Raw genomic sequence first — 16,641 nt, 5'->3', positions numbered from 1 at the left:
ATCGCGTCCGGCCACTGCCGCTGCGTTAGATCCCGAACGGTACCTGGCCGCCCAAGCTGTAATCCACATCATCACCAATCGTGTGGATCCGCAGCGAGTTTGTTGAACCGGGCGTGCCCGGCGGCATTCCCGCCACAATCACAATCTCATCGCCTTCTTGAGCTAACCCGGCGAGCCGACACACCTGATCCACTTGCCACACCATGTCGTCGGTATGTTTTACCTCAGGAACCCGGTAGGTTTGCAGCCCCCACGACAGCGCAAGCTGGTTACGCGTGGTGTCCAGCGGCGTGAACGCGAGCATCGGGATCGGCGACCGCAACCGCGACATTTGCCGCGCAGTAGAACCAGATTGGGTGAAGGTAACGATGAACTTCACGTCCAGGCGTTCCGCAATGGTGGCAGCCGCCTGCGTAATCACAGAGGACTTAGCTACGTTGAACGCGCCGAGAGGCGCAATCCGCTCCCCACCGTTCTCCTCCACGTTCTCCACGATCCGGGCCATTGTCCGTACCGCCTCAATCGGATACGCGCCCACGGACGTTTCCCCAGAAAGCATCACGGCGTCCGCACCATCCAAAATCGCGTTCGCACAGTCCGAGGCTTCCGCGCGGGTGGGACGCGGATTCTTAATCATCGAATCCATCACCTGCGTGGCCACGATCACCGGTTTAGACTGGCGTCGCGCCAGTTCGATCGCCCGTTTTTGAACCAGCGGCACGCTCTCAAGTGGCATTTCCACACCCAGGTCACCGCGAGCCACCATGATGCCGTCAAAGGCCTCAACGATTTCCAGAAGATTATCCACCGCCTGCGGCTTCTCAATCTTCGCAATCACGGGCCGGTGGATTCCCTCTTCATCCATAATGGCCCGCACGTCCTCAATATCTTTCGCATCCCGCACGAACGACAACGCAATGTAATCCGCGCCAATATTGAGGCCCCAGCGCAGATCTTCCTTATCCTTTTCCGACAGCGCGGGAACCGACACGGAAACGCCCGGGAGGTTAATACCCTTGTTATTCGACACCATCCCCGGAACTTCAACCCGGGTTTTCACATCCGTCTCGTCCACTTCAATGACGCGCACCGCGACGTTACCGTCATCAATCAGCAGGCGGTCACCCGGCCGGCAGTCTCCTGGAAGTCCTTTAAAAGTGGTGCCAACCAGTTCTTTTGTGCCAGGAACATCGCGCGTTGTGATCGTGAACTCGTCACCGACCTCCAACTTGTGCGGACCATTCTCAAAGCGAGCCAACCGAATCTTCGGGCCCTGCAAGTCAACTAGGACTGCAATCGCCCGCCCCGATGCACGAGCGGCTTTACGGACGCGCCGCACAACTTCCTCATGGGCCTCGACCGTGCCGTGACTGCGGTTAATCCGCGCCATATCCATCCCCGCGTCGACCAACGCTTGGATCTGTTCAGGGCTTTCAGTGGCCGGCCCAATCGTACAAACAATTTTTGCTCTGCGCATGATCCTAGTCTACGGCCTCCTGTGCCAATTCCTCTCCAATCACATTCCTGGGCTGCGACCTCTGACCGGCCACGTAGAACCCAAAAACACCAACGACAAAAACTATTAGCGATGTCCAGACATTCAACCGGACACCTAAGATGAGCGTCGCCTCATCTATCCGCAGTGCCTCAATGAAGCCTCTGCCCAAAGTGTATACGCAAATGTAAAGCCACATCAGCTGCCCACCCGCCAACCGGCGGGTGCGGTCAATCCGAATGAGCACCAACGCCATCAGCACATTCCACAGCAGTTCGTACAAAAACGTGGGGTGAAACAGTGTGCCGGGCGCCGCTGTGGCAGGAAGGTGGGCGGCGTCTATTTGCAGTCCCCACGGGAGCGTGGTGGGCCCTCCGAACAACTCTTGGTTAAACCAGTTTCCCAGGCGTCCAAACGCCTGCGCAAACAAGAGTGCGGGCGCGATCGCGTCGGCAAAAGGCGCAACCCTCAAATGGTGGCGGCGTAAACAAATCCACGCGCCCAGGGCTCCCGCAGCGACCGCACCCCAGATCCCTAGACCACCGTTCCAGATTTTAAAAATATTAACTAGGCTCCCGTTAGGCCCAAAATACGCATCTGGCGACGTGAACACGTGATACAGGCGGGCCCCAACAATCCCAAACGGAATCGCCCACAATGCCACCTCGTAAGCCAGTTGCGGCTGACCACCCCGAGCGACATACCGCCGCTCAGTGACCTCCATGGCGATCAGCATTGCCAACGCCATGGTGATTCCGTAAATGTGGATCGTCAAGGGCCCCACGTTAAACTCAGAAAACGGCGGAGACGGAATCGCCGCCGGCAGGGCCATTACCATTCGGAACCTTTCAACTGAGACCACAACTGCTAGTCAACAAAACTCACTTCCAAATTATACTGGGTAACCACCCCGGAATATCAACCGGTCCTCAGTTGCGCGCAATGTGTTCACAACTATCCGCAAACCCAGCGGCGCCACGAGCACGCACGATTCGCGACCCTACTAGCACATAAAACGCGCGGCCCAGTAGCGCATAGAACTACCCACCCGACGAGCACATAGAACTACGCACCCGACGAGCACATAAAACTTGCGGCCCCCACTAGCGTAAGTGGAAGCCGTCGCTGTGGCGCTGATGAACCGTCCGTTTCACCCGTTCTTTCCGGTCGTCTAGAATCGCGGGATGCTGCGCGGCAGACACCATCTCCCCAACGAGTGTGCGCGGGGTTTTAGACGTAACCAGTGCCTCACCGATTAAAACACAATCCGCACCCGCACTTGCGTACTCGAACACGTCGCGCGGATCCCGCACTCCCGATTCCGCAACGGCCACCACGTCGGCCGGTAACACATCCACCACCTGCGAGAAATTATCACGATCAATATGGTTCGAAAGCAGATCACGAGCATTAATCCCGATCACGCGCGCTCCCGAGTCGATCGCCCGCAGCGCCTCCAAACGCGAATGTGCCTCTACAACGGGAGTCATTCCAAGTGACGTGGTGCGTTCCACGAAGCCGCGCAGTTGGTCGTCATTCAAGAAAGAAACGATAAGTAATATCATGTCTGCCCCGTGCGCTCGCGCCTCGTGGATCTGGTAGGGCGTGAGGATTATGTCCTTGCGTAACACCGGTATGCTTACTGCCTGGCTCACCGCATCCAAATCACTCAGGGCCCCACCGTATCGGTAGGCGGCAGTTAAACAAGAAATGGCGCGCGCTCCCCCAGCTTCATACTCGGCAGCTAGCTGCGCGGGATCCTCAATGCGGGCCAGTGGGCCGGTTCCGGGAGAAGAGCGCTTAATCTCAGCCATAATCGACACGGCACCCGGGCCACAGCGCAGTGCCCGGTAACCGTCTTTAGGGGTCGGCGCAGCTTCCGCCAACTGTTTCACGCGTGCAAACGAGTCCCGTTGTTCGCGCTCCCGCACACCCGCAAGTGCGCGATCGCGAATCGTTTCGATTGCACTCATGAGGCTCCTTCCACCGCAAAGTTTAGCGGCAAAAGCCCGCAAGTAGGTAACCGTCCACTTTCCGATAGTTCCGCCGATAGAGCCGCGCAAGTGCGATATGATCAGCACTTATTAGCCCCGCATTGCCCGGCTATGGTGCAGCATACCCCAGCCTTTAGGTTCTTACTTCTTGTCTGGTTTGACTTCTGCTTCGTCCGTCTGCCGCGTTGCGAGAATGTCGATTATTACCATGAGGGTTGAATCCCCGGAGGCCTGGTCGGGCGGAATCGTGATCGCCAGGCGAGTGCCGACCCGCTGATCGAGCAGAGCTTGTTCCACCCCAGCCATTGCGGTGCGCAGGGGGATCATTTTTGGAATCCCAGTGGCCCACGTAGACGAAATTTCAACGGAATCGTCCCAGCGGGCCGCCAAGTACTGCACCAGCACAGTGTCGTCCGCCCGCACCTGCTGCCCACCTCCGGTCACTAGAGTCTGAACCGTCAGGTCGGCGGGTGGTTTCTGTCCGTCGTGGCTCGGTCGGGGGCCCGCTTCCGTCATGGTGACTTTAAGGGGTTTTCCGGGGTCTTTCACCGCGTCGCCCCAAGCGACCGACGGTAAAATGTCCACCACGTTTATCTCCGTGGTACGCTGCCCCTTGTTCGTCACTGGCCGCACGAACAGTACCCGGGACCCTTCCGTTTTCCCGATCACGCCGTCGAGTAGTTCCGGTTCAAAAGACTGTGTCTCCGCCGGTCCGACGTCAAACGTAGACCGCTGATTTGTAGACAAAACATGTCCGTTTTCGCCTGAAAACGAGGTGATAGACACTAGCAGGGGGGCGCCTTTAGTGATCTGCCGGCCCCCACCGCGCTCAAGAAGTTTCGTTTTTGTTTCGGAAACACTCACCGGTTCGCTGAGTTTCAGGATTGGAACGCGCCCCACGTTGCCCGACACTTGGATGCGCTCTAACCAGTTGCTAGGCGGCTGCGCATCATTCTTCCTGTTGACCGCAACGAGAATAGCGGTGCCCACTATAGCGGCCAGTACCACCAGTACCAGCGCTTCGATCCACCACCGTTTTATCCGCGCGCGAGCACTGCGGCGGCGCTCAACGCGGGACCTGCGCAGAGGCGTTACTCCCCGCGAGTGCGAGGCGCTCTCGCGTTTAAGCTGGGTCTTTTTTAGTTCTTGCCGGGACGGGAAGTGTCGGCTGCTGCCCCGCTCGTTCACGCAAACACTCCGGGCGTCGGATCGCTGGGTTGGCTCATTTGTTCGAGCAGGTTGTCAATCCGCTCGTCCGCATTTGCGAATGGGTCAGACAGGGTTATGCCGGTGGCTCCCGCTTCGTTTAACCGCACGTGAAGCCAATCGACAGACACGTCGCGGTGGTAGCGTTCCGCCGCCTCAACTACCTGCCCGCGCAGGTGTGCGCGCGTGGTTCTAGGCGGGGTTTGGATCGCTTCCTCCACCTCACGCGGGTCGGTTAGACGCTTCATTAAACCGGTGGTTTCCATTTTCGAAACCACGCGGTCGGTGATGTCGTGGTAGGCCAAATCCATGCGTGCGATCCGCGGATCGGTGAGCGAAAAACCGTGCCGCTCGCACGCGCGGGTTAAGAATCGGTGTTTAATCGCCCAATCGAGCTCCGTTTCCACGGGCGTGTAGTCCTGAGATTCCACGGCGTCCAACCCGCGGCCCCACAGGTCCACCATCGCGGGGATAAGCGCAGGTGCCGTCGATAGGTCCACGTGGTTTAGAACTCGCTCGCGCCACTGTCGCTGCAGCGTTACGGTGTCCATTTCCCGACCGTCTTTGAGTGTGAGAACCGGATTGTTCCCCACCTTCTCGTCGATGCGGCGAATATCGCTGAGGGGGTCGGCCAAGGCAAGGTCTGCGATCCGCACGCCGTTCTCGATCGCCGCCAAACACAGGTCCGTCATTACTATCTTGAGGGCCTTGGCGCTCTCGGACACATTCGTATCCCCCACAATTACGTGCAGGCGCCGGTACTCACTCGCATCTGCCAGCGGTTCGTCGCGGGTATTAATTATGGGGCGGGTACGCGTCGTTGCGGACGAAACCGCGTCATCCATATGCCAAGCCCGCACCGAGTAACCCAAGCGGGGCACGCCCTCACGGTGAATATGACCCGTTCCCGTTAGAATCTGCCGGGTCACGAAAAAGGACACGAGCGCGTCTGCGATATCACGAAAATGTCGGTTGCGGCGCATCAAATAGTTCTCGTGGCAGCCAAACGAAGTGCCTTGCGCGTCCTCATTATTGCGAAACAGGTGCAACTTCCCAGCAATCCCGTCGTTAGCTAAGTACTCATTGCCTGCACTCGCCATTTCGGTAAGAATGCGGTCACCTGCCCGGTCTTGAAAAAGCAGGTCCGAAACTCGGTCGCATTCTGCGGTGGCGTATTCCGGGTGCGAACCGACGTCGAGGTACACGCGCCCCCCATTGCGCCAATACACGTTCGAACTGCGACCACTGTCGATCAGTACTTTGAACAGGTAGCGCGCAGCCAGGTCCGCATCGATTGGGGACTGATCCCCGCGGGTACTGGCACACGTTAGGCCGTACTCGGTTTCTACCCCAAAAATCCGTCGCTTCAACGTCTTGCCTATTCCCCACCTTTTTGTACGAATCCCTGGACGAATGTTTGCGCATCCGCTTCCAGTACCGTATCGATTTCGTCAAGAAGATCGTCCAAGCTGGATGCGTCTTCTTGCACCTGGCCGGCAGCTAACTCCTCATTATCAGAATCGGAATTGTCGCCGCCTCCAAACGCCATTTGCTGAGCCACTGTTCCTCCTTTTGCAGTTACCGTCTAGTTACATTCATTTGCAGTTACCGTCTAATTACGTTGGTTGGCAGTGCTGGGCACTGCCCGCCGCGGGTTACGACATCAGCTTAATAAACTCTTTTGCATCGCCCGCTTGCAAGGCACGTATAGCAGCGTCTGACCCGGCGTCATTCGGGTTCGGTAGTGGCAGACGCACCAGTTGCTGTCTGTCGTCTACCAGCACCGATGTCCATGATGCGCGCGCAACTGTAGGCAGGTGTGCGATCGCGTTCCCACGCAGCCGCGCCCGCGTGTTTGCCGGCGGCACCGTAGTGGCGCGTTGCACCTGAGCGGGCGTGAACAACCGTTTCACCCGGCCCGCTTGGTCGAGTTTTTCCACCAGTGATTTGCCCGCCCTGAGGTCTGCCCACTGGATGTCCATAGCGGCCAGCTGGGGATGAGTCCAGTCGCTGCGCAGCCGGGTTCGGGCTCTATCTAGCAGCGCGCGCTTACCGACCCACTCCACCAGGTGCGCGACACTACTGCGGTCGGTTTCTAAACCGGTTAGTACCTGGTCCCAGTAGCGCAAAACGAGTTTATCCGCATCCGTTAGGTCGTCGAGGTTACAGGCGTGGTCATAGTAGTGGCGTTGCAGCTGCAGCGCAGTCATGGTTTTACCCGATTTAGTTTCGAGCCCCACCTGCAAATCCGTGTCGTGCGATACTTTCCAGCACGCGTTCACTGGGTCTTCATCCAAACTGAGGGCATCTAGGTCTAAGCCGACGCCACGTTCGATTACCCGCAGGATCAGCGCGGTGGAACCAATTCTCACGAGGTTCGACACGTCAAACTGGTTCGCATCCCCATTAATCACATGCAGACGACGGTACTCACTTGGTTTTGCGTGGGGTTCGTCGCGTGTATTAATGATGGGGCGGTCAAACGTGGTTTGCAGCCCAATTGTGTTCTCCACAAAGTCTGCGCGTTGAGAGATTTGGAATCCAGCCTCGCTCGAATGCATTCCAAGCCCAACGCGCCCGGCCCCGCACACCACCGGCCGGGTGACAAAAAATGGGATGAGCACCGCCACCATGTCGTCGAAATCTACGTGGCGTGGCACCTGGTAGTTCTCGTGCGTGCCGTATGAGGCTCCCTTCCCGTCCGTGTTGTTCTTGTACAGTGTGATCGGTGTGCCCGCCTGGCGAGCCGTGTCCATCGCCAGCTGAGCAATCCGGTCTCCGGCCCGGTCGTAGAGCACCGCGTCAAACGCGTTCGTCGTCTCTGGCGCGGAATACTCCGGGTGCGCGTGGTCCACGTAAAACCGCGCTCCGTTACTGAGCACCACCGACGTGGCCTTCTGCATGTGCTGCTCGTACTCTGAGGGGCGCGGTTCGTACTCCACCCCACCCGACGGAGCCAAGTGGTATGGGTCGTCCGTGAGCATGGAAGGATCCGCAGAAGCTCGTTCAATCCGGTAGCCGCGCGCATCGTTGAGAGGATCCTCACCCGCATAATCCCACCGCACCACCTGGGTTGTCTGCACTGACTGTGCGAAAGATTCAACTGCTACGGCAGATAGTTGAATCGGGTTCTGCGCACCAGTTTGCCCCATAATCCCGAACTCAGTTTCAGTTCCAACCACGCGGTCACTCATGCCAACCTCTTCCTACTTGTCTGCAGCTGGTTCCCATACGCCTTCGGCTTTCTCTACTCACCCAGGGCCACTTTACTTCCCTACCGCTTGCTTCACTTGTCTAGGGCCCGTTCCTTCGCCCCTTCGACCTTCCTATTTTCCTGAGGATTGTTCAACAGCGGAGACCGACACTACGCCTTCTCCTCGCAGCCCAGTGGTGCGGGCCCACTGAGCCGGCGTCGTTGTTGCCCCTAAATCTTTAGTTTCACGCATTTCCTCATCAAAAGCGGCTTGAAGATGATCCATCGTCAACCCGGGCTGCCCCGCTAAGGTGGCTTTCACCGCGAACTTCTTTGCGCGCTCTACGATCGCCGCGATCATTGCGCCCGAGATCAAGTCATCGGCGTATATCGTCTGCAGCTCCCCGGTTGCGAGGGTGAGGTTGAACAGAGCGGTTTGCGGCCGGCGCGCAAAAATCTTCTCAAGCACCATCTCACTCATCGCCTGTGTGGCACGCTGCGCGCTGCCGAACTGCGCGAGGGTTTGTGGGGCAATCGGAATCTGCTCCGTCAAGTACTTACTGAAAATTTCGCGCGCGCCCTGCCGGTCAGGCCGCTCGATGCGGATCCGAATGTCTAACCGCCCCGGACGTAACACCGCTGGGTCGATCATGTCTTCGCGGTTCGACGCGCCAATAATGATCACGTTGTCTAACGATTCAACCCCGTCCATTTCCGCCAGTAACTGGGGCACAACCATGGTTTCTATATCCGAAGAAACTCCCGAACCCCGTGTGCGGAACAAGGCTTCCATTTCGTCAAAAAATATCACCACGGGCACATCCGCCGAGGCCAGGGACCGGGCACGAGCGAAGATAGAGCGGATTTGCCGTTCGGTCTCCCCCACGAACTTGTTGAGCAGCTCCGGGCCTTTAACCGACAGGAAGTACGTGGTTCCCGCACCGTTCTCGTTCATCGCAAGGGAACGGGCAACTGCTTTCGCAATCAGCGTTTTCCCGCACCCCGGGGGGCCGTACAGCAAAATTCCTTTCGGCGACCGCAACTCGTAATCGCGGTACAACTGGGGGTGTTTAAACGGTAGTTCCACGCTGTCGCGCACTTTCTGGATCTGCGCTGCCAAACCCCCGATGTCGTCGTACGTAACGTCCGGCACTTCCGGGGTTAGCAGCTGTTCCACATCAGAGCGCACAATGCGTTCTAACGCCACCCCGGCGCGCACGTCTACGAGCATGGAATCTCCGGGTTTAACTCCGCCGTGGCGCAGCGCACCCGCGAGTTTCAACATGCGTTTACTGGACCCGTCTACGTTCACTAGCACCCGGTCTGCTCCCTGCAGTTCCACCACTGAAGCGAGAGTACCGGTGCGGCGCACACCGCGGCGCTCCACCACGACCATGTGTTCGTCAATACGTACTTCTTCCCCGCACGCAAGCCCTTTGAGGTCCACCCCGGGGGCTACGCCCAGATGCATGAACCGGCCGGACACACTCACTTCCGCTTCTCGTTTCCCCTCTATGGCGGCGATAAATGTGCCGATTTGCGCGGGTGGTTTAGTGACGTCCTCTAGTTGCTGACGCACAGCACTTAACTGCTCGCGTGCGTGACCGAGAGCTTGCGCTAACCGCGCGTTTTTCCCCTCAAGGGAACTAACTTCGTCTTGCAGCGAATGAAGCTGGGATGATCCTGGTTGTGCAGACATTTTATTCCCCTTCCTCGTGTGGTAAGACTCTGCGGCTGCGGCGGGATAACTCGCGCGCCTGCCGCCGAACGCGTTTGGGGGCGCGTTCTTCTTGAATCTGGGGGTATTCTTCCCAGTTCTGTGCGGCATTCCACTGTCCGGCTCTGCCTTCCATGGCTGGTGAGGGACGTTTCGGATTCGGTGGGTTCAGCTTCCCCGTAGCTAGCTTTCGCGTGGTGAGTAAGAAACCGGTGTGTCCAACCATGCGGTGTTCGGGCCGCACCGAAAGGCCATCAACATGCCAGCCACGCGACAGGTTCTCCCACACTTTAGGCGGCGTGAAACTGCCGTGCCGATTTAGGTCTTCCACCAAGCGTGAGAGCTGAGTGACGGTAGTAACGTAGACGCACAGCACGCCCCCATCGGCAAGCGCGTGCACAGCCGCGTCCAAACATGCCCACGGGGTCAGCATGTCGAGGACAATGCGGTCAATACTTCCACCGGGTTCAGCCAGGGCTACCTGTTGAAAATCACCGATCGTAACAGTCCAGGCCGGGTGCCGCCCCCCGAACCACAGATCCACGTTCCCCTGCGCGATTACGGCAAAATCCTCGCGTTTCTCAATCGAATGCACCGCTCCCGTGGTTCCCACTGCGTTCAGCAGCGACATGCTCAACGCTCCGGACCCGACGCCGGCTTCGAGCACTTTGGCGCCTGGGAAAATGTCGGCAAACTGCACCACGTGCGCTGCATCTTTGGGGTATACGATTGCGGCGCCACGCGGCATGTACATGGTGTAGTCGTCCAGAAGGGGGCGCAGCACCAGAAATCGGTGTGCCCCATCGCCCATCACGGTTGCTGGTGGTTGCCCAATAATGTCGTTGTGCGCCAGTTCACCTCGGGAGCAACGAAACACCTCGTTTTCGGTTAGCACCACTGTGTGTAACCGCCCCTTCGGGTCCGTAATCTGCACGTGCTCACCGGCTTTGAGCGTTCCGCGCCGGGCTGCGGGTCCCATTGGATGTTCCGCTTGCGCGGGCACATCGTAAGTTAAGTCAGATTCCATTGCTCGTACAGTCTACCTGGACCCGCCCCGGGTTCTCTGCAAAACTTGTGCTCATTCACACTTCCCCGCCCTTAGGGGCAAGTTGCAGCGCTGGTTTTGCCACGTGGATTTCCCCTTGCCGCGCCGCTATGTTTGATTACATGAGCTCAAATTCTTCGCGTCCCAAAGCCCTCTCTGCATCTTCGACGAGTACCTGGCTGCAGTGCCCCATGAAGTTCCGCCTGGTCTATATTGATGGTTTTCGCGAGCCGCCTTCCCCGGCTACTACCCGAGGGACGTTGGTGCACCGCGTGCTTGAGGACCTGTATGGGCTTCCTGCCGAGCGGCGAACCTCGCAGGCAGCGCGGGACTTGGTGCAGCCAGCTTACAGTGAGCTGTTCGCGGGGAAAGAAGATTTTGAGGCCATGTTTCCCCAGGAGGCGTTGAAAACCCAGTGGCTCAATGACGCGTACGCGCTGGTGGAACGCTACTTTACGGTTGAGAATCCGCAGCGGCTTGAACCGATTGCGCGCGAGCAGCTGGTTGACGCGCCGATGCGCGACGGGATTTTACTGCGCGGATTTATTGACCGGGTCGATAAAGCTCCATCCGGTGCACTGCGCGTAGTTGACTACAAGACGGGGCGTTCCCCGAAACCACGGTACGTGGAGGACAAGCTGTTTCAGATGCGTTTTTACGCCCTCCTCTTGCGCTGCAGCGGAGCCGGATTACCGGCGCGCACGCAGCTCGTGTTCTTGGCGGATGGCAAGATCCTCACGATGGATCCGACGGCGGACAGTATCGACGCGTTCGAACACCACCTGGTGGCGATTTGGGAGCAGATCGAGAACGCGATTCACACTGAACACTTTTCACCGAAACGGCAGCCGCTGTGCAACTGGTGCGGGGTGAAACACCTCTGTCCTCTCTACTCCGATGACACCCCGCAAATGTCGGCGGACGGTGCGCAGGCGATGCTGACCGTTAAAACTCGCGGTGAGCGTTAGAACGAACGCCGAACGCTAAGACTTGCAGTTAGCGTTAAGCCACGCCTCATCGACAACTTCTAGGCTTTTTATCCGGATCGCACGTTCATCTGCCTGCTGTGGATGCACGCCGGGCACAACAAAGGTTTTTGCACCGCTGCGCAGCGCAGCTAACGCGCCGGCGGGTGAATCCTCAAACGCAAATGCCTGCTGCGGGTGCGTTCCCAACTTCTGCGCTGCCCGCTGATACGCCTCCGGATGCGGTTTAGCGCGGTGCACCTCATCTCCCGCCACCACCGCGTCGAACGCCGCTGTAGGCACTTGCGCCACCACCGCATCCGCGAACGCACGGTAGCTGGAGGTCACCAACGCGGTGGGAATATCCAGCTCTTTAGCCAGCTGAAGTACCTCCAGCGCGCCGGGTAGCCACGGTGCCCCATGGTGATTGACCAGGTTTGTCACCTGCGTAATCAACCATTCAATCGTCTGCGCCTCATCCAAATCCAGACCGCTAACGCGCCGCATCAGCACCACGGATTCAGCCAGAGACATGCCGGCCATTTGCGCACCCGCCTCGGGATCCCACTGGGCCCCCAACTGGTCAAACAAAGTCTTCTCGGCCTCTTGCCAAAACGGTTCCGTATTAACGACCGTGCCATCCATATCAAAGAGCAATGCTTGTGGTAACGCCACTAAAACTCCTCACTCCACCGCGCCCGGAACAATAACCCCACTTTAGGCAAATCAGCCACGCAAATAACAGTAAGAACCATAAGCGCTACAGCGCAGCCCCAGAAGTGGGCGTCAAAACCCCCATCCCAAGCAGGACCGCGACAATCACGGCAAGCGCCACCCGGTAAATAACAAACGGCTGGTAAGAACGGGTTGACACCAGTTTGAGGAACCAGATAATCACCACGTAACCAACCACAAAGGCAATCAACGTAGCCAAAATGGTTGGTCCTACGTACACCGTGTCGCCACCCACCGCTACTTTAAACGTCTTGTAGAAACCCGATGCGAATACCGCGGGCATCGCCAAAAGGAACGAATAGCGGGCCGCGGCCTCACGCGTATACCCCAAATAGCGCCCCATCGTGATCGTCCCACCTGAACGAGACACCCCAGGTACGAGCGCCATCGCCTGCGCGAACCCGTACAGGATCGCATCTTTCCACGACATCTCATTCAAGTGTTTGCGTTTCGGCATGAACCAGTCCGTCAACCCCAGCAGAACCGCAAACACCGCTAGCATCGCGACCGTCACCCACAGGTTTCGGAACTGCGCATCAATCCACTTTTCCAACACCAGGCCCAAAATCCCAATCGGAAGCGAACCCACGATAATCATCCACCCCAGGCGCACATCCGGGTCAGAAGAATCCACCCGCCGCTCAGAGCTAATCCACGGTAAGGAGTGGAACCAACGCGTAACGATCCGCACTATGTCCCTCCAGAAAAAAATGAGGACCGCAGACTCCGTACCGATCTGCGTGATCGCGGTAAAAGCCGCTCCCGGGTCGTTCATTCCCAGTAAATTCCGAGGTTATGCGCAGGTGTGCGGAAGAAGAAATCGGTAAGAATTCCGTCAAGCCCTGCACGAGCCCCATGATGATTGATTCGATCCACGTCATGGGCACTAACTTATCTTGCTTCAAATACCGTTAAGCTATGAGACATGCAACAGGTGAGATTAGGATCGTCCGGCCTCCAGGTTTCAAACTTCGGTTTAGGGACCCTCACGTGGGGGCAAGACACCACTGAAGACGAGGCAACGCGCATACTCCACGCCTACGCGGACGCCGGTGGCACCACAATTGACACCGCCCCAACTTACGGCGGGGGTGAAAGTGAAGCAACACTCGGGAACGTCCTCGCGCAAGATTTCAACCGAGAAGACTTCACCCTCATCACTAAAGGCGGTTTCGCAAACCACCCGCATTGGCGCCATTCGAACGCGCGGGGCACGTTGCTCGCATCCATCGACAGGTCGTTGAAGCACCTGCAAACCGATTACATTGACCTGTTTTTACTGCAAGGATCTGACGCGCACGCTCCAATTGAAGAAACGCTCAGTGCAATTGATATCGCAGCTAGAACCGGGCGGGTGCGTTATTTTGGGGTGTCCAACATGAGCGCGTGGGATACGGCAGAAGTGTTTTACCTAGCCCGCCAACTGAGCATCCCGATGTCCGCGGTGGAAGCTGAATACTCAGTGCTGCGCCGCGGGGTGGAACGCGAACTACTGCCCGCCTGCAAGCGCCACGGAATCGGGTTCATCGCATGGTCTGCTCTAGCGCGCGGGGTGTTAACTGGCAAATACCGCCATGCCACCCCCGCGGATTCACGCGGAGCCTCCCCCTTATTAGCCGGCTTCGTACAACCCTTGCTGACGGAACAAAACGCGTCTGCGGTAGAAGGAGTATTTGCCGCGGCTAAAGGCTTGGATGCGTCCCCGATTGAAGTGGCGCTCGGATGGTTGAAAGCCCAAACTGGGGTCACGTGTTCACTCATTGGCCCGCGCACTGAGATCCAGATGCAACAAGTGGCTGCGGGGCTCGACTTTGAACTCCCACAGCCACTGGTCCAGGCGGTTAGCGACCTGCTTCCCGTTATTCGTGATTACCCCGAGGTTGGGGTTCAGTCTTCTTCCCCGTCCTCGTCGTAATCGTCGTCGAAGTCATACTCATCATCTAGATCGTCTAGATCATCGTCCAAGTCGTCATCGGCATCTAGATCGTCTTCGTCGAAGTCGTCGTCGAGGTCGTCATCCTCATCGAGGTCATCTAGATCATCGTCGTCGAAGTCGTCGTAATCGTCGTCGTCCTCGTCGACTATTTCCAGGGGAAGCTCCACTTCGTACGCATTAAACAAGGCATCGTCGTAAGTGAAGAAGGCATCCCGAAGCCGCTGATCAGCAGCTTCAACGATTGACGGGTCGGAAAACTCTGCGGCCCGAGCGGCCTGGGCGTGCGCTTCAAACGCAGCTACCAGCCGATTCAACGCGTCTTGTGGATTCATAGTCATACCCCTAGTGTATCTCGATCGGTCGGCGTGGGGCTCCCTAATCGTCCTAAGTCCCACGCCGTTACGCTACTATGATGCCGCAACTAGTGTTTAGAGGCCGCGGCGTTGCACTACCGCCTCTGGACGCGGGTCGCGCCCAAGCAGCGCCCGGAACGAATCCATGGGTTCGCGGCTGTTGCCACGCGAAAGCACTGCGCGTTCCAGCTGCTGCCCCGCCTCACGGTTCAACCCACCGTCACCACTGGTGTGCTCATGTGCGGCGAACCATTGCTCCACTTCACCAACCAGCATTTCCGACCACATGTACGAGTAGTATCCGGCGTCGTATCCGACCGTGAACGCGTGGGGGAAATACGTGGTGCGGTACCGCGGTGGTACCAGCGGGTGGTTCATCCCCGCCTGTTGCAGTGCCCACTGCTCGTAGTCGCCCACGTCTGCGGGCCCGCGGTCGCGTTCACGCGAGTACCAGTACTGGTCCAGTAGTGCGGCCGCGCAGTATTCCGCTGTGGAGTAAGGTTGTCCGAACGATTTTGATGCAGCCAGCTTTACGCGCAGCTCCTCGGGCAGTACTTCGCCGTCTTTATTGCGGGCGTAGGACGCTATCACACTTGGGTTGAATGCCCACATTTCGTTCAGCTGGCTGGGGAATTCCACGAAGTCCCGAGGTACGTTGGTGCCGCCGGTCCCGTGGTAGCGGGTTCGGGAGAGGAAGCCGTGGAGCGCGTGTCCGAACTCGTGGAAGCAGGTCTCTACCTCGTCCCACACCAGGTGTTTTTCGTGCCCGGGTTCAGGCGGGGTGAAGTTCGCGCAGTTAATGATGATGGATTGGTAGTTGTTGCCGGCGTATCCGGTTACCAGTTCGTTCATCCACGCCCCACCGCTTTTACCGTCGCGCGTGTAGGGGTCGGCGATGAAGAGCCCCAGGGGCTGGCCGTCCTCACGGCTCACTTCGTATACGCGCGAGGAATCGTCGATACCTGTCAGGTCTGGGCGGTGTACCAGCGTGATTCCGTATAGTTTTTGGGCGGCGTAGAACACGCCTTTTTCTAATACGTGCCACAGTTCTAGGTAGGGGCTCAGAGCTTCGTCTGATAACCCGAGTTCGTGGTGTTTACGGCGTTGTTCGTAGTATGGCCAGTCGCTTGCCCGCAGTTCTTCAAGCCCGTCCGCTTGCGCGTCTGCCTGCAGCGTTTGGGCCTCTTCTTCTACGCGTTTGAGGGCCTGGGTGCCAACCATTTGCAGGAGGTCACGCACCGCCGTGGTGGATGTTGCGGTTTCCGTTTCGAGAACGAGGTCGGCGTGCGAGTCGAATCCGAGGAGTTTCGCACGCGTATCGCGTAGCTGCGTTATTTGCTGAACTAGGCCGCGCGTGTCGGTGGCGGGGTCTGAGCCCCACCCGCGCGAGGTCGATGCTTCTAGAATTTGCGCGCGCACACCCGCTTGTGGCACCTGCACGAGCGTGAGGGGCATCGTGAAGTTATTGAGGGGATATTCTTGCCCGTCTACAACCGCGGGCTTGGTAAGCATGTTTTTGACGCGCTGCGAGTACTCGGTTGTCAGGTCCGCAATTTTTAGGTCCAGCTGTTCAAGCTGCGCCCGATCGGGTTCACTCAGGGTGATTCCACCGACCTCAAAATCTTTCAATTCTGTCTGTACGTAGTGCGCACTTTCTTCATCCAAGTCTTGTTGCGCCAGGGTTTTGAAACGCTCGTAGAGCGCGTCGGACGTGTCAATCCGCAACCCCAGTTTGGTAAGGGGTTCGTTGAGGTCAGATTCCAACTGGTTCCACTGCGGGCCCCCGATGGAACTTATAGCTGTGAAAGCCACGCCGAGCACCCGGTCGTATTCCCCGGTTGCTTCATCGAACGGCACCAGGAAGTCCGCGACGGTTGGTTCCGCGGCCTCCAGCTGGGTGATGGCCTGCTCGTAGGTTTCGATTGCGGCAAACACTTGCTCGCGTACTTGGTCTGCGTCTAGTTTGGTGAAATCGGGTAGTAGTTGTTCCACAGTATTCATG

The 16,641-nt window shown here is 58.1% G+C and carries 15 protein-coding genes; 2 read left to right on the top strand and 13 right to left on the bottom strand.

All coding sequences use genetic code 11. From position 1 onward, the window contains the following. Positions 1-25: 25 nt before the first annotated feature. From pyk to CJ187_RS02790, 9 genes are all read right to left on the bottom strand, one after another. Positions 26-1,477: a pyruvate kinase gene (gene pyk / locus CJ187_RS02830; RefSeq protein WP_102215844.1), complete on the bottom strand. Its 1,452-nt coding sequence runs from the start codon at positions 1,475-1,477 to the stop codon at positions 26-28. Between the two features lie 4 nt (positions 1,478-1,481). Next, a complete protein-coding gene (gene lgt / locus CJ187_RS02825; RefSeq protein WP_102216536.1) occupies positions 1,482-2,327 on the bottom strand; it encodes a prolipoprotein diacylglyceryl transferase in 846 nt (281 codons plus the stop codon). 271 nt (positions 2,328-2,598) lie between these two features. Continuing rightward, the gene (gene trpC / locus CJ187_RS02820) at positions 2,599-3,468 is read right to left on the bottom strand and encodes an indole-3-glycerol phosphate synthase TrpC (RefSeq protein WP_102215845.1); all 870 of its coding nucleotides are present in this window, start codon (positions 3,466-3,468) and stop codon (positions 2,599-2,601) included. Positions 3,469-3,630: 162 nt separating this feature from the next. Further along, a complete protein-coding gene (locus tag CJ187_RS02815; protein ID WP_102215846.1) occupies positions 3,631-4,677 on the bottom strand; it encodes an FKBP-type peptidyl-prolyl cis-trans isomerase in 1,047 nt (348 codons plus the stop codon). Further along, the gene (gene pafA, locus CJ187_RS02810; RefSeq protein WP_102215847.1) at positions 4,674-6,065 is read right to left on the bottom strand and encodes a Pup--protein ligase; all 1,392 of its coding nucleotides are present in this window, start codon (positions 6,063-6,065) and stop codon (positions 4,674-4,676) included. Before pafA ends, CJ187_RS02815 begins: the two co-directional genes overlap by 4 nt. Positions 6,066-6,073: 8 nt before the next feature. After that, positions 6,074-6,244, bottom strand: coding sequence for a ubiquitin-like protein Pup (locus CJ187_RS02805; protein WP_102216537.1), 171 nt, complete (start codon positions 6,242-6,244; stop codon positions 6,074-6,076). A gap of 106 nt (positions 6,245-6,350) precedes the next feature. Next, positions 6,351-7,889 carry a depupylase/deamidase Dop gene (gene dop / locus CJ187_RS02800; RefSeq protein WP_102215848.1) on the bottom strand — a complete coding sequence of 513 codons (1,539 nt, stop codon included), beginning with the start codon at positions 7,887-7,889 and terminating at the stop codon, positions 6,351-6,353. Positions 7,890-8,021: 132 nt separating this feature from the next. After that, a complete protein-coding gene (arc, locus tag CJ187_RS02795; protein WP_102215849.1) occupies positions 8,022-9,587 on the bottom strand; it encodes a proteasome ATPase in 1,566 nt (521 codons plus the stop codon). A 1-nt stretch (position 9,588) separates the two neighbouring features. Beyond that, the gene (locus CJ187_RS02790) at positions 9,589-10,632 is read right to left on the bottom strand and encodes a tRNA (adenine-N1)-methyltransferase (protein WP_233187287.1); all 1,044 of its coding nucleotides are present in this window, start codon (positions 10,630-10,632) and stop codon (positions 9,589-9,591) included. 140 nt (positions 10,633-10,772) lie between these two features. Here CJ187_RS02790 and CJ187_RS02785 point away from each other — a divergent pair, with 140 nt between their 5' ends. Further along, positions 10,773-11,618 carry a RecB family exonuclease gene (locus CJ187_RS02785; protein WP_102216539.1) on the top strand — a complete coding sequence of 282 codons (846 nt, stop codon included), beginning with the start codon at positions 10,773-10,775 and terminating at the stop codon, positions 11,616-11,618. A gap of 15 nt (positions 11,619-11,633) precedes the next feature. Here CJ187_RS02785 and CJ187_RS02780 read toward each other — a convergent pair whose 3' ends face one another. Next, the gene (locus CJ187_RS02780) at positions 11,634-12,290 is read right to left on the bottom strand and encodes an HAD family hydrolase (protein ID WP_102215850.1); all 657 of its coding nucleotides are present in this window, start codon (positions 12,288-12,290) and stop codon (positions 11,634-11,636) included. Positions 12,291-12,375: 85 nt separating this feature from the next. Further along, positions 12,376-13,125 (bottom strand): undecaprenyl-diphosphate phosphatase, encoded by a 750-nt coding sequence (locus CJ187_RS02775; protein ID WP_434737338.1) that lies wholly within the window; start codon positions 13,123-13,125, stop codon positions 12,376-12,378. Positions 13,126-13,275: 150 nt separating this feature from the next. Between CJ187_RS02775 and CJ187_RS02770 the strand changes: the two genes are divergently transcribed. Further along, the gene (locus CJ187_RS02770) at positions 13,276-14,265 is read left to right on the top strand and encodes an aldo/keto reductase (RefSeq protein ID WP_102215852.1); all 990 of its coding nucleotides are present in this window, start codon (positions 13,276-13,278) and stop codon (positions 14,263-14,265) included. On the opposite strand, the gene CJ187_RS02765 is transcribed toward CJ187_RS02770, so the two are convergent. Both CJ187_RS02765 and CJ187_RS02760 read right to left on the bottom strand, forming a co-directional pair. Further along, positions 14,238-14,624, bottom strand: coding sequence for a hypothetical protein (locus CJ187_RS02765; RefSeq protein ID WP_199171048.1), 387 nt, complete (start codon positions 14,622-14,624; stop codon positions 14,238-14,240). The two genes, CJ187_RS02770 and CJ187_RS02765, sit on opposite strands and share 28 nt — an antisense overlap. A 90-nt stretch (positions 14,625-14,714) precedes the next feature. Further along, positions 14,715-16,640: a M3 family metallopeptidase gene (locus tag CJ187_RS02760; RefSeq protein WP_102215853.1), complete on the bottom strand. Its 1,926-nt coding sequence runs from the start codon at positions 16,638-16,640 to the stop codon at positions 14,715-14,717. Position 16,641: the final 1 nt, after the last annotated feature.

The sequence above is a fragment of the Gleimia hominis genome, assembly GCF_002871945.2.
Classification (GTDB): Bacteria; Actinomycetota; Actinomycetes; order Actinomycetales; family Actinomycetaceae; genus Gleimia; species Gleimia hominis_A.
Note: the sequence above shows the minus strand (reverse complement) of the source record. Positions and strands in the feature narration are given on the sequence as shown.